The sequence below is a fragment of the Vagococcus hydrophili genome (genome assembly GCF_011304195.1).
GTDB lineage: Bacteria > Bacillota > Bacilli > Lactobacillales > Vagococcaceae > Vagococcus > Vagococcus hydrophili.
In genome coordinates this window covers 2,988,839-3,002,000 of record NZ_CP049887.1, presented here as the reverse complement: position 1 = coordinate 3,002,000, position 13,162 = coordinate 2,988,839, and the positions used below count along the sequence as shown (strand labels likewise).

15 protein-coding genes are annotated in these 13,162 nt (G+C 33.9%); 10 read left to right on the top strand and 5 right to left on the bottom strand.

The window, feature by feature from the left end:
* Positions 1-104 precede the first annotated feature (104 nt).
* The 8 genes from G7082_RS14685 (at position 105) to G7082_RS14650 (ending at position 6,435) form a co-directional block, all read left to right on the top strand.
* Complete coding sequence (locus tag G7082_RS14685; RefSeq protein ID WP_166035943.1) at positions 105-1,046, top strand: 2-dehydropantoate 2-reductase; 942 nt, start codon at positions 105-107, stop codon at positions 1,044-1,046.
* A 140-nt stretch (positions 1,047-1,186) separates the two neighbouring features.
* Complete coding sequence (locus G7082_RS14680; RefSeq protein ID WP_166035942.1) at positions 1,187-2,044, top strand: oxamate carbamoyltransferase subunit AllH family protein; 858 nt, start codon at positions 1,187-1,189, stop codon at positions 2,042-2,044.
* A gap of 28 nt (positions 2,045-2,072) precedes the next feature.
* Positions 2,073-3,248: an iron-containing alcohol dehydrogenase gene (locus tag G7082_RS14675; RefSeq protein WP_166035941.1), complete on the top strand. Its 1,176-nt coding sequence runs from the start codon at positions 2,073-2,075 to the stop codon at positions 3,246-3,248.
* A gap of 1 nt (position 3,249) precedes the next feature.
* A complete protein-coding gene (locus tag G7082_RS14670) occupies positions 3,250-3,984 on the top strand; it encodes a putative ABC transporter permease (protein WP_238842666.1) in 735 nt (244 codons plus the stop codon).
* A 75-nt stretch (positions 3,985-4,059) separates the two neighbouring features.
* A complete protein-coding gene (locus tag G7082_RS14665) occupies positions 4,060-4,983 on the top strand; it encodes a helix-turn-helix transcriptional regulator (protein ID WP_166035940.1) in 924 nt (307 codons plus the stop codon).
* 53 nt (positions 4,984-5,036) lie between these two features.
* Entirely contained in the window at positions 5,037-5,426 is a 390-nt protein-coding gene (locus tag G7082_RS14660) for a DUF3224 domain-containing protein (RefSeq protein WP_166035939.1), read from the top strand.
* 12 nt (positions 5,427-5,438) lie between these two features.
* Positions 5,439-6,056, top strand: coding sequence for a GyrI-like domain-containing protein (locus G7082_RS14655; protein ID WP_166035938.1), 618 nt, complete (start codon positions 5,439-5,441; stop codon positions 6,054-6,056).
* Between the two features lies 1 nt (position 6,057).
* Complete coding sequence (locus tag G7082_RS14650; RefSeq protein ID WP_166035937.1) at positions 6,058-6,435, top strand: VOC family protein; 378 nt, start codon at positions 6,058-6,060, stop codon at positions 6,433-6,435.
* Positions 6,436-6,537: 102 nt separating this feature from the next.
* On the opposite strand, the gene G7082_RS14645 is transcribed toward G7082_RS14650, so the two are convergent.
* From G7082_RS14645 to G7082_RS14625, 5 genes are all read right to left on the bottom strand, one after another.
* The gene (locus tag G7082_RS14645; RefSeq protein WP_166035936.1) at positions 6,538-7,869 is read right to left on the bottom strand and encodes a GntP family permease; all 1,332 of its coding nucleotides are present in this window, start codon (positions 7,867-7,869) and stop codon (positions 6,538-6,540) included.
* Positions 7,870-8,064: 195 nt separating this feature from the next.
* Positions 8,065-8,844, bottom strand: a complete 780-nt coding sequence (locus G7082_RS14640) for a 3-hydroxybutyrate dehydrogenase (RefSeq protein WP_166035935.1) — start codon at positions 8,842-8,844, stop codon at positions 8,065-8,067.
* Positions 8,845-8,867: 23 nt separating this feature from the next.
* Positions 8,868-9,530 carry a 3-oxoacid CoA-transferase subunit B gene (locus G7082_RS14635; RefSeq protein ID WP_166035934.1) on the bottom strand — a complete coding sequence of 221 codons (663 nt, stop codon included), beginning with the start codon at positions 9,528-9,530 and terminating at the stop codon, positions 8,868-8,870.
* A gap of 3 nt (positions 9,531-9,533) precedes the next feature.
* Entirely contained in the window at positions 9,534-10,184 is a 651-nt protein-coding gene (locus G7082_RS14630; protein ID WP_166035933.1) for a CoA transferase subunit A, read from the bottom strand.
* A 15-nt stretch (positions 10,185-10,199) separates the two neighbouring features.
* On the bottom strand, positions 10,200-11,396 hold the full coding sequence (locus G7082_RS14625) for an acetyl-CoA C-acetyltransferase (RefSeq protein WP_166035932.1): 1,197 nt from the start codon (positions 11,394-11,396) through the stop codon (positions 10,200-10,202).
* Between the two features lie 227 nt (positions 11,397-11,623).
* Here G7082_RS14625 and G7082_RS14620 point away from each other — a divergent pair, with 227 nt between their 5' ends.
* Together G7082_RS14620 and G7082_RS14615 are read left to right on the top strand one after the other, a co-directional pair.
* Positions 11,624-12,523 (top strand): LysR family transcriptional regulator, encoded by a 900-nt coding sequence (locus G7082_RS14620; protein WP_166035931.1) that lies wholly within the window; start codon positions 11,624-11,626, stop codon positions 12,521-12,523.
* 198 nt (positions 12,524-12,721) lie between these two features.
* A complete protein-coding gene (locus tag G7082_RS14615) occupies positions 12,722-13,162 on the top strand; it encodes a MaoC family dehydratase (protein WP_166035930.1) in 441 nt (146 codons plus the stop codon).

Here is a 13,162-nt window from a genome sequence, read left to right as displayed (position 1 = left end):
AAAAATGTTAACTATTATATCTATGATACCATAAAAATTTTGATTTTATGTCGTTTTTTTTATAGAATGAATAGTATTAAATGAAAGATAAGGAGTGTTTTTAAATGAAGGTAATTATTGCAGGAGCAGGAGCGATGGGCAGCCGTTTCGGACTTATGTTACATCAAGCAAAAAATGAGGTCATCTTAGTTGACGGTTGGCCAGAACATATAGATAACATCAAGAAAGACGGCTTAAAAGCTAACTTTAATGGTGAGGAAGTGGTCGCACAAATTCCGATTTATCATCAAAATGAAGTAGCTAGCGTTGATTTTTCAGCAGATTTAGTGATTCTTTTTACAAAAGCGATGCAACTTGACGCTATGATGAAAGAAATTAAGAACATGGTCGGTACCAATACGAAAGTGTTATGCTTACTTAACGGCATTGGTCATGAGGATGTTATCAAAAAATATGTTCCTTTAAGCAATATTATTTTAGGTAACACAATGTGGACAGCTGGTTTAGAAGGACCTGGAAAAGCTAAATTATTTGGTAATGGGTCAATCGATTTACAAAACTTAGGAGAAGACGGAAGAGATGCAACTGAAGAAGTGATTGCGTGCTTAAACAAGGCGAATTTAAACGCAAAATACTCAGGGAATATCTTGTCTTCAATTTATAAAAAAGCCTGTGTTAACGGAACAATGAACGGCTTATGTACCATTTTAGATTCAAACATGGCTGGATTTGGTGAAACAGATGTGGCAGACGCGATTGTTGAAAGTATTGTTTCAGAATTTGCGGCGATTGCTAAAATGGAGAAAGCTGATTTAAATATTGAAGAAGTCTTAACTCAAATTAAATCTTGTTATAACCGTGAAACAATCGGATTACACCACCCATCAATGTACCAAGATCTAATCATCAACAACCGTTTAACTGAAATTGATTATATCAATGGCGCAATTGTCAGAAAAGGAAAACAATACAACATCGAAACACCTTACTGCTCGTTCCTAACCCAATTAGTCCATGCGAAAGAACAAATATTAGGCGCGAAATAAAAAAAGGTGATAGTGGCGCTTAGCTCCAAATAACTGGAACTAATTTTTTTAATTCCATTAAACACTAGTTCTTTTTGTTAAGAATTAGTGTTTTTTGTTTTCCTATTAGTGGTACAATAGGAAAATAAAGGGGACGTGGTATGAAAAAAATTCAAGGGGTTTCTTATTCAAACGACTTTTTAGAAACAACATTCTCTGGTACCATCCATAGTGTTTTTGAGAGAACGTTTAATATCGAAACAGAAACAAATAAATTAATGACAGTGGCGACCCATCCAATTTTTGATGGACCGCAAATGATTAAAATAAATGAAACATCTATGAAATACCTGCCATTAGAAATTGGTATGGCAGTCTCACACGTTGGTAAACGTCTTTTGATTGCTGATGTACTGGAAATTGATTGTGAAGAGGCAAAGGTAATGGAGGAGTTACCTTTAGTTTTTTCAAAAGAAAAAGCTTTAGAAATCAAGCGACACACAACGATTATCAATAACTACTTAGAAATAAATTTGGATACCGTTGGCTTTTACCGCAAAACTTTTCCCAATGATGTGGAAGAAGTGATGCACCGTTTTCTAATGAACGGAAAAGAAACTTTAGAAAGTGCGTTTGAAAAAGATGATTCCTCATTACTAGAGGTAGGAGTCTCTTCCTTACTTGGATTAGGTCACGGATTAACGCCTTCTGGTGATGATTTTCTGACTGGCTTTTTACTGGTTTTAAATAGTCAAACTGATACTAATCGTGAGTTTACAGGTCTTCTAAATCAGTTGGTTCAAGAAAATTGTCGCAAAACCAATGCAGTCAGTCAGAATCAATTAAAACTTGCGATAGATAAAAGAGCGCTAAAACCAGTCCAGCAATTTTTATATGATTTATATCGTGGTTCCTCTATGTTAACGTTGAATAAACGAGTGGAGGAAATCTTAAGGATTGGTTCATCTTCAGGTAGTGATATGTTAGCGGGTATCCTTTCGGCGATTCGCTTGTATTAATAAATAAAGAAAAGAAGGAGTTTTTCACATGTTTAATTTTGATTTTCAAGCAGCAACAAATGTTTTATTTGGTAAAGGTCAGATTGAAAAATTACCTAGTAGCTTAGCACCATTCGGTAAAAATGTTTTACTAACTTATGGTGGGGGAAGTATTAAGAGAAATGGTTTATACGATGATATTATCTCAAAATTAGGATCAGACTTTAATGTCTTTGAATTACCTGGGATTGAACCTAATCCAAGAATTGAAACAGTGATTAAAGGTGTTGAACTGTGTCGTGAACATAAAATTGATGTGATTTTAGCTGTGGGTGGTGGATCTACCATTGATTGTTCTAAGGCCATTTCAGCAGGAACATTTTATGATGGCAACCCTTGGGATTTCACAAGTGACGCTAGTTTAGTAGGAGAAACACTTCCTATCGTATCTATTTTAACGATTGCTGCCACAGGTTCTGAAATGAATGGTGGTTCAGTGATTACGAATTTAGAAACCAAAGAAAAACTAAGCTTCGGCGCTCGTAGTTTAGCACCAAAAGTTTCGATTTTAGACCCAAGTTATACTTTTTCAGTGCCTAAATATCAAACAATGGCAGGATCAGCAGATATTTTAAGCCATTTATTTGAAAATTATTTTGATCACACAAAAGATGCTATGGTTCAAGATAGTATCGCTGAAGGATTAATGCGTACAGTTCATCATTACACACCACTTGCTCTAGAAAATCCAGAAAACTATGAAGCTCGTGCTAATTTAATGTGGGCAAGTTCTCTTGCTTTAAATGGTTTGACAGGTTCAGGAAAAGCCCAAGTTTGGTCATGTCACGCAATGGAACATGAATTAAGTGCTTATTATGATATTACACATGGTATCGGCTTAGCTATCATCACACCAAGATGGATGAAACATTGTTTAAATGAAACGACAGCAGCGAAATTTGCTGAATATGGGCACCGTGTATTTGATATCGATTATATGGACGATACAATGGCAATGGCTGAACAAGCGATTGAATCTACGTATCAAGCCTTCAAAAATTGGGGCGTTCCAATGACGTTAGGCGAAGTAGGAATTGACGAGTCACTTCTTTCAGAGATGGCTTCACAAACCATTAAACACAAGTCACTTGATAATGCATTTGTACCAATTAAAGAAGCGGATGTTTTAGCAATATTCAAAGCTTCATTAGTAGAAATGTATTAAGATGCTCAATTTAGATTTACACAATACTTTTTTTCAATTATTTATGATTTTTATTGTCTATTCAATGATTGGTTGGCTATGGGAAAGTTTCTTTTGTTCCTTTAAAGCCAAGCACTTTGTTTATCGAGGCTTTTTACTGGGCCCCTATTGTCCAGTTTACGGATTTGGCGTTTTATCAGTACTGCTTCTTGTACCAAAGGAATACGGAACACTCCTAAATTTATATTTTAATATTGTTGTGATTGTGACGATTGTTGAATATGTGACCAGTTTTTTACTAGAAAAATTATTTTCCATGGAGCTGTGGGATTATAAAGAGGTACCACTTAATATTCACGGACGAGTGGCGGTTCCCGTTTCAATTTTTTGGGGTGTTGGCTGTTTATTTTTAATCAAAGTCATTCATCCAGAAATAGAGAAATTAATTGGTTTTCTGAATGCTGAAACAAATGGTTGGTTACCCCTAATACTCTTTGTTTTGTTTGGCTTAGACGCACTAACCACGTTCATTTTCACCATGACAACCAAAAAAGAAGTGGAGCATTTAGTGGATACATCAGATAGTGAAAATGCAGTGATTAAAGAATATCGGTTAAAACATCTCTTTATTAATGCGGAAGAATCTCTTAGTCGACAATCAATCTTAAGTCATTTAAAAACGAAGAAACCACATTTGAAACATCGAAATTTACAGCGGATTGTTAAAAACTATCCCAATTTTAAATTAAAGAAATAAACATAGGAGGTTGTGATAGAACTGGAACGAGTTTTATTGCAACCTTTTTACTTTTTTAAAAGAAAGGAGAAGCTTATGAAAATTGAGCGACTCATGTATATTTTAGTGACTTTACTATCTAATAGATATCTTAAGGCAGGTGACATCGCTGAAAAATATCAAGTGTCAGTTAGAACAATTTACCGGGACATTGATACTTTAAGTTTAGCGGGAATTCCTATTTATTCTAAAAAGGGAACTCAGGGTGGGTTTTATATTGATGAAGATTACCAACTCAATTCATTACTTTTTTCTGACATGGAGAAGAAAATTATTTATGATTTGAGCCAAAGTTTAGCAACGAGTTATCATCATCCAAAAATAGAAGAATTGAGTCAAAAAATGGCTTATCTTGTTCAAAAAAATCCAAGTTCCTCTCCTTATTTTTTTGATTTGAGCTTATGGAAAACCAATCAATTGATTTTAACGGATATTGAAAAAGCCATAGAAAATAAGCAAGTTTTATCTTTTGAATATACGAGTTACAAAGGAGCAACCACGAATCGACAAGTGGAGCCAATTAATTTAGTTTGTAAATCTCACGTGTGGTACTTGTTTGCTTTTTGTCAGTTGAGACAAGAGGAACGTTTATTTAGAATAAGTAGAATCAGAAAAGTTCAATTACTAGAAGAACAATTCAAAAATCAGCATTCTTCAATGGTTGATAAGTCAGAGTTAGACGTCTTTTATCATTCACTTAGCGAGACAGTACCCATGGAGGAAGTCTCTTTGGTTTTTAATTATTCAGTTAAGGCGAAAGTCTATGATACCTTTTTAGAAGAAGACATTACTGAATCTGAGGATAAAATATATGTTACTAAAAAACTACCGAAAGAACCGTGGACGGTTGAAATGCTCATGGGATTTGGTGGAGAAGTAAAAGTTCTGTCGCCTGATACGTTAAAAAATGACATCATAGCTAGTGCTAAAAATATTTTAAGTCAATATGACATAATGTAGTCACAAGACTTTGATAGAATGAATTTATTAAAGAGAGGACGAGGTGTTTAATAATGGCAAAAAGTATTTTTAAAGTAAATGATTGGCAAGAGGTTTTTACAATTGAGGAAAAAGTAGCTCATGCAAGAGTTGTTTATGACGTTGAAGGTGAATTGACAGGGAAAATAGATGTAGACTATACGATTTTATATTTGGAATACAATAAAGAAGATATTCATCAATCGTCAAGTGTTTTTGAAGGATTTATGGTCTTTAAAGGTGAAATTGAAGGTCGAAAAGGAAGTTTTATCTTAGCTGATAAAGGAAGTTTTGTTGATAATCAATATGAAGCCAAAGTCGAGATTATCCCTGGCACAGGAACAGAAGATTTTACTGGTATTACTGGAAAAGGAATCTATGAGCCAACAGCAGAAGGTATGTTATTGAGCTTAGACTTTAATTAGGAGAAAATAGAAATGAAATACGAGTGGCGAAAAGTAGAAAAGCAAGTTTATTTACCTAAAGAAATAGAAGTGAGAGAAATACCCAAATACTCTTTTTTAATATTAGAAGGAATGGGAAATCCTAATAATAATTCTCACTACGCTAGTCAAATTGAAGCTTTATATAGCGTTTCTTATTCTCTTAGAATGAGTTTAAAAAAACAAGGATTTGAATATACAGTTTATCCTTTAGAAGGTGTTTGGACAACAAGTGATGGTTCTAAAGATGAAAATTTAAACAAAGACGCCTTAGTTTACCGAATCATGATACGTCAACCAGAACAAGTAACCGCTGAAATGGTTCAACAAGCCATGAAAGAAGTTCGTTTAAAAAAAGGTAATCCAAGGATTGAAGATATACAGTTTGAAGCCTATGAAGATGGTATGGTTGTTCAAGGAATTCATGTAGGAACCTTTGAGACAGAAATTGAAACCTTTAGGAAAATAGATCAATTTTTAGAAGAAATGCCTTTTAAAAGAGATTGGATCATGGATACATACGTTCATCGTGAAATTTATCTTTCCGATTTTAGAAGAGTCGCCCCTGAAAAAAGAAAAACACTATTACGATATAAGTTAAAAGAGAAATAAGATGAAACTTGATATGGTGGGAATAATCGTCAGTAATATGAAAGAGGCAATTGCTTTTTATGAGTTGTTAGGACTAAAAGTTAAAAGTGGTAGCTCTGAAGATGCTTATGTGGAACTTGAAAATGAAGGGGTGCGAATTTCTTTAAATACCAAAGAGATGATCACAGCTGTTTTAGGATTTGAACCAGAAACAACTGGAGATAAAGTTGAACTCGCTTTTCTTTGTGAGAGTGCTAATCATGTAGACGAGTTAGTTGAAAAAATACGCTTAGGAAATTATGAAGTGATTAAAGAACCATGGTTGGCTCCTTGGGGACAATATTATGCTTTAGTGAGAGATCATGATAAAAATATTATTAGCTTATTTGTTAATGAATAAAAGGTTTCTAGCCATACATTTTGGCATAGCTAGATCCTTTTATTTTTTTGAAACCTTATTTTAAAGGAAAAAATAAGGTTTCAAGGGCATAAAAAAAGAAAATTAAAAAATCAATCCTGTGACAATGACAATAACTTCTGCGATTAATGTTCCAACAGAAACAGTAATAAAGGTTTGTTTAAAGGCATTCTTATGATTTAAACCAGTTAAAGCTAAGAATGTTAAGAACACACCGCTTTGAGGAACAATGGTTAAAATGTTAGACGCAATCGCTGCAACACGGTGAATCATTTCAGGTTCAAGGCCTTTATCTAAATAAAATTGAGCGAAGTTAGGCATAACAATTCCAAGGGCTCCAGATGAGGAACCTGTGATAGCAGACATAGAAGATGTCAAGACAGTTAAACTGATTAATGGGTTACCTGGGATATTTAAAATTAAATCTGAGAAGAGTTTAAAACCAGGAGCAATCATCACAACTGCACCAAAAGCAACAGCAGAAGCTGTGGCAAAGATTGGAGCGATAGAACCACTTGCTCCTAAATTAAAGGTTTTTATTTTTTCAGGGATAAAATTTCTAAATAGAATAACAGCTAAAATAATCGCTGAGAGTAAAGCAATATAAATAATATTTTTCTTTAAAAACTCATTACCAAAGATACTACCTGATAAAGCTAAAATGATGAGTAAAACTAAAGGAGTGACACTAGGTAAAAAGTTAGGAAGTTCTTTTTCTTCAATAACTTCATCAGCATCTAATGCATAAGTGGCATAATTTTCACCTTTAGCTAAACTTTTGTTTAAACAACGTTTCATATAGAATAAACCAAAAGTGATACAGCCAATAGAACCAAGAATACTAGGAACTGCTGCAGCTGTTAAAGATGTATTTAAGTATTGAATGGGAATAACATTTTGAATGGCTGGTGTTCCTGGTAAAATAGTCATCGTAAACGTTGCAATTCCCAACCAAAGTGGAACTTGGATCAAGTTCCAAGATAGATCCATTTTTTTGAATAAGCTACGAGCTAAAGGTAAGACGGCAAACATGACAACAAAAAGGCTAATGCCACCATAAGTTAAAATAGCACTAACTGCAAAAATTGCAACTAATACTTTATAAGGACTATCATAACCAACTTTTTTCAAAATATAGTCAGCAATAGAAGTTGTTGCCCCACTAACTTCCATTAACTTGGCTAAAATAGAACCAAGTAGGAAGATCGCAAAATAGTTTAAAATATAAGTTGAAAGAGCACCCATATATTGATTCGCTTCTTTACCTAAAAGAGAAGTGAAAGGATCCATTTGATTAAATAGAATCACAATAGCCGTTGCAAGTGGTGCAGCAATAATAATGTTTATTTCTTTAAGGGAAAAATAAATAATGGCGATAACACCAAGTAGAACCCCAATAGAACCAATAATTTCCATAGTGTAAATTCCTCTTTTCTTGATAAAACAAATAGAGTGGTTAAAATGGCGCCTAGCTCCAAGCAAATGGATTGATTAGTATTTGTGAAGTTGGTGTAGGAGATGCCATTTTATCCTCTGACTATTAAAGAATATTCATATAAATAAGGTAGAGACTGACGTTGAAGTCAATCTCTTTACTTAACAATGTAACTTTTATTGTGCAGTGTAACCACCATCAAGAATACATGCTTGGCCAGTAACACCTTTAGCTTTATCACTTGCTAAGAATGAAACGTAATCAGCAATTTCTTGAACGTCGATTAAACGTTTTTGTGGTACTAAAGGATAAAGAACTTCTTCTAAAACATTTTCTAATGGAATATTACGAGTTTTAGATAAATCTTCAAATTGTCCTCTAACAAGTGGTGTATCAACATAACCAGGACAAATGGCATTAACTGTAATACCAGAGTCAGCGGCTTCTAGAGCTGCAACTTTAGTTAAACCGATTAAACCGTGTTTTGAAGAATTATAAGCTGATTTTCCAGCAAAACCAATGACACCATTAATAGAAGCCATATTGATGACACGACCATGTTTTTGTTTTTTCATTGTTGGGAAAACTCTCTTGATGGCGATAAATGGCGCAATTAACATTACTTTTACCATAAATTCAAATTTATCAGCAGGGAAATCTTCGATCATTGAAACGTGTTGTAAACCTGCATTATTAACTAAAATATCAATACGACCATATTTTTCAATAACAGTATCAATTGCTGTATTGATTGCTTCTTCACTTGTTACATCACATAATATGCCAAAAGCATCATATCCTTGTTTAGTGTACTCAGCTACAACTTCATCTAATTTTTCTTTGTTAATATCAGAGAAAGCCACTGTTTTTCCTTCTTTTAAGAAAGTTTCTCCAATTTGTTTACCAATACCACTTGCAGCTCCTGTAACGAAAACGACTTCTTTTAAATGTGTCATAATAAAATCCTCCAGTATATTTTTTATTTTGTTTTATTGATTAAAGTAACTTCTGTTGCTGCTTGTACTTCTTCAAATGAATAATCAGGATGAATTTCGATAGCACAAAGGCCTTCTTCTTGATATTCAAAAACGCCCATCTCAGTAATAATTAGATTAACAACTTGTTTAGCTGTTAACGGAAGGGAACAGTTATTCAAAATTTTATGTTTTCCTCGATTAGTATGTTCCATTGCAACGATTACTTTTTTTGCACCAACTAGTAAATCCATCGCACCACCCATACCAGGTACCATTTTTCCTGGAATTAAGTAGTTAGCAATATTTCCGTATTGGTCCACTTGTAAAGCACCTAAAACAGTGGCTGCAACGTGTCCACCACGGATAATTCCAAAAGAAGTTGAGCTATCAAAGAAAGCTCCTCCTTTAACGATTCCAACAGGTTGTCCACCAGCATTTACAATGGATGGATCGATGTGTTCCGGATCAATATCAGCTGTTAAACCAACAAAGCCATTTTCAGATTGCAAAGTAATCGTTACATCTTCTGGAATGTAGTTGGCAACTTGTGTTGGTAATCCAATCCCTAAATTGACTAAGGTATTATTTTCTAATTCTTGAGCGACACGTTTTGCGATTCGTGCTTGAACTTCTTCTTTGGATAATGTTACGCTTTCTGTCGTCATTTTTTATGCTCCTTTTACTAAGTAATTAACAAAAATTCCTGGTGTATGAACAAAATTAGGATCAATATCGCCAACTTTAACTACTTCTTTGGCTTCAACAATTGTGGTAGTTGCATTTGTAGCCATCATTTGATTGAAGTTATTTTCTGAACCTAAATATTGTAAATTACCTTGAGTATCAGCTTTATTAGCAAAGATTAAAGCGACATCAGCTTTTAATGGTTTTTCTAAAAGGAAATCTTGCCCATCAACGTTAACAATTTCTTTTCCTTCTTCAACAAGGGTTCCAAGGCCAGTTTGGGTTAAGAAACCACCTAAACCAAAGCCACCAGCTCTGATTTGTTCCACTAAAGTTCCTTGAGGGACAAGTTCAATAGTTGTTTCACCTTCTGTCATTTGACGACCTGCTTCACGATTTAAGCCAATATGAGAAGCAATAATCGTAGAAAATTGTTTTTTGGCTACCATTTTACCAACACCTCGATCAATAAAACCAGCGTCATTACAAATGAGAGTTAAATTATTAACACCTTTTTCTACTAAGGCATCGATTAGTTTTTCGGGTGTTCCATTAGCCATAAAGCCGCCAACCATGATTGTATCTCCATCATTGATGTGAGTAACGGCTTCAGAAATTGAAATCTGTTTGCACATATTAAAACCTGCTTTCTATAAGTTGTAATTCTTAACAATAACTGCTGTTCCTTGACCGCCACCAATGCAAAGGGTAGCTAAACCATTTTCAGCTTGGCGACGTTTCATTTCATGAATAAGAGAAACCAAAATTCTAGCACCGCTAGCACCAATTGGATGTCCTAAAGCAATTGCGCCACCATTCACATTGACGATTTCTGGATTTAAATCTAATTCTTTTAAGACTGCAATTGATTGAGCAGCAAAGGCTTCATTTGATTCAATTAAGTTTAAATCAGCAACTGTTAGGTTAGCTTTTTCTAATGCTTTTTTAGAAGCTGGAATTGGACCAGTTCCCATAAGTTCAGGAGCGACACCTGCACTGGCATAGCTAGTTAAAGAAACTAAAATATTTAGTCCTAAACTTTTTGCTTTTTCTTCAGTCATTAACATCACCATAGCCGCACCATCATTGATCCCTGAAGCATTTCCAGCAGTGACAGTTCCTTCATTTGGTAAGAAGGCAGGTCTTAATTTTTGTAACGTTTCAAAAGTTGTCCCTGGTTTTGGATATTCATCAGTATCTATTAAAATTGGCTCTTTTTTGCGTTGAGGAATTGAAACAGGTACGATTTCATCTTTAAATACATGATTTTCTAAAGCAAGAGCTGCTTTTCTTTGACTGTTTTCAGCAAAATGATCTTGATCTTCTCTAGTAATACCATATTGTTTGGCAACATTTTCAGCTGTAATTCCCATATGATAGTGATTAAAAGCATCTGTTAAACCATCATTAACAAGAGTATCGATGACTTTACCATTACCTAGTCTTTGACCAAAACGTTGATTTTCTAAAACGTAAGCTGCTTGGGACATGTTTTCAACACCACCAGCAATAACAATTTCAGCATCACCTAAAAGAATACTTTGTGCAGCAAGTTCGATTGCTTTTAAACCAGAACCGCAAACCATATCAAGAGTAAATGATGTCTTTTCGCTTGGAATACCTGCATGAATGGCAACTTGTCTCGCCACATTTTGACCTAAACCAGCATGAAGCACATTTCCTAAAATCACTTCATCGACCATTTCAGGAGCGACTTTCGTTGTTTCTAAAATTCTTTTTAATACAGTTGTTCCGAGTTCTACGGCTGAAATATTTTTAAAAGCACCACCAAAAGAGGCAATGGGTGTTCTTAAAGCTTCAACAATGACAATTTTTTTGTTATTCATAATTTAAAGTCCTTTCTTTGTAAAACGCTTTCTACACTCACAAGATAACAAGGAATTTAGGTAAAAGAAAATATATAAAATTTAGATAACTATAAATAATATTTATAGTTATGATCTTAATGGCTTTTATTATAAGGTTGTGACATAATGAGTTTGAAATTAAGTATAAGTATACATAATAGTTATTGAAGGTATTACTACAAATTATATAGGGAGTGTGATACGTCATGGATATTAAACAATTGCGATATTTTGTTACGATTGTTGACAATAACTTTAATTTGAGTCGAGCAGCAGAGTTGTTGTATGTTTCACAACCAACTTTAAGTATGATGATTAACGACTTTGAAAAAAGAGAAGAACTTAAGTTGTTTAAGCGTGCAGGTGGTCGAATCAAAGGATTAACTTATGCTGGAGAATCCTTTTATGAAGATGCGATGATTGTTCTTCAAAATTACAATGACATGTTTACAAATCTGCACGAGCAGTTTAAGGGTATGAAGGGAACAATAACAATCGGCATTCCACCCCTTGTTTTATCAGTTGTTTTTTCTACAGTGATGCCAAGGCTTATTTTAGAAAATCCAGAAATTAAATTTAATATTAAAGAAATTGGAGCGTATGACCTAAAAAATGAATTACTTTTAGGAAATGTTGACATAGCCGTACTGCTTTCACCAACAGGATTAGCAGATAATCTTATTGAAAATTACGAGATTCAGCGTTCTGAGTTAAGTTTATTTGTTTCCCCTAGTCATAAACTAGCTAAACGTCAAAAGGTTGGTTGGAGTGATTTAGATAATGAAAAATTGGCTATTTTTGATTCTTCTTTTATGATTAATCACTTATTAATGGATCAATTTGAACGTCATCAAGTACATCCCAATATTATTTTAACTTCTGGATCTTGGGATTTTATGTTGAATTCAACCAAGATAAATCATGATATTGCAACAATCTTACCTAAGCCTACGAAAGATTTGTACCAAGTAACGGATGTGGTCTGTTTACCAATGGAAAAACCAATCAGTTGGCAAGTTGTTTTGGCTAGACTTAGGAAAGATAATTATTCAAAAATAGAAGCCTATATCATTGAATCACTGACGCAAGCTTTTAACGGAAAATGATTTCTTACTATATACGGTTTGATTTACCATAACTAAAAGTTATTCAATATATGAAAAAACAGTATTAGCTATTAACTGAAAAAGGTATTATATTCATGTTGTTGAAACGAGCAATAGAAAAATGATACTTTTGTGTTATATCTTTCACTGTTTTTTTGATTGCTCATTTTTTAACAAATAAAGATAGGGGTGTCATAAATGTTAAAAGAGTATCCAAGCATTACACAAGACAAAATAAAAGTTGGCCAAGTTGGGGAAAAATCAAAACGTGTGACAGAACAAGATGTGGATTTATTTGCTCAAACAACAGGAGATATGAATCCAGCACATACTGATGAAGAGTATGCTAAAAGCAGTATTTTTAAAACTAAAATCGCTCATGGTATGTTAGGAGCAGGCTTAATTTCTGCTTGTTTAGGAATGGATTTACCTGGACCTGGAACGATTTATTTAGGTCAAAATCTTAAATTTATCCATCCAATTTATTTTGATGATGTGATTGTGGCAAAAGTAGAAGTAACAAAAATCATCGACAAAAAGAAATTTATTATGGCTGAGTTACATACCACTGTTGTTAATCAAAACGGTGAATTATTAATAGATGGGACAGCAACAGTTATCCCACCGAAAGGAGAGTAA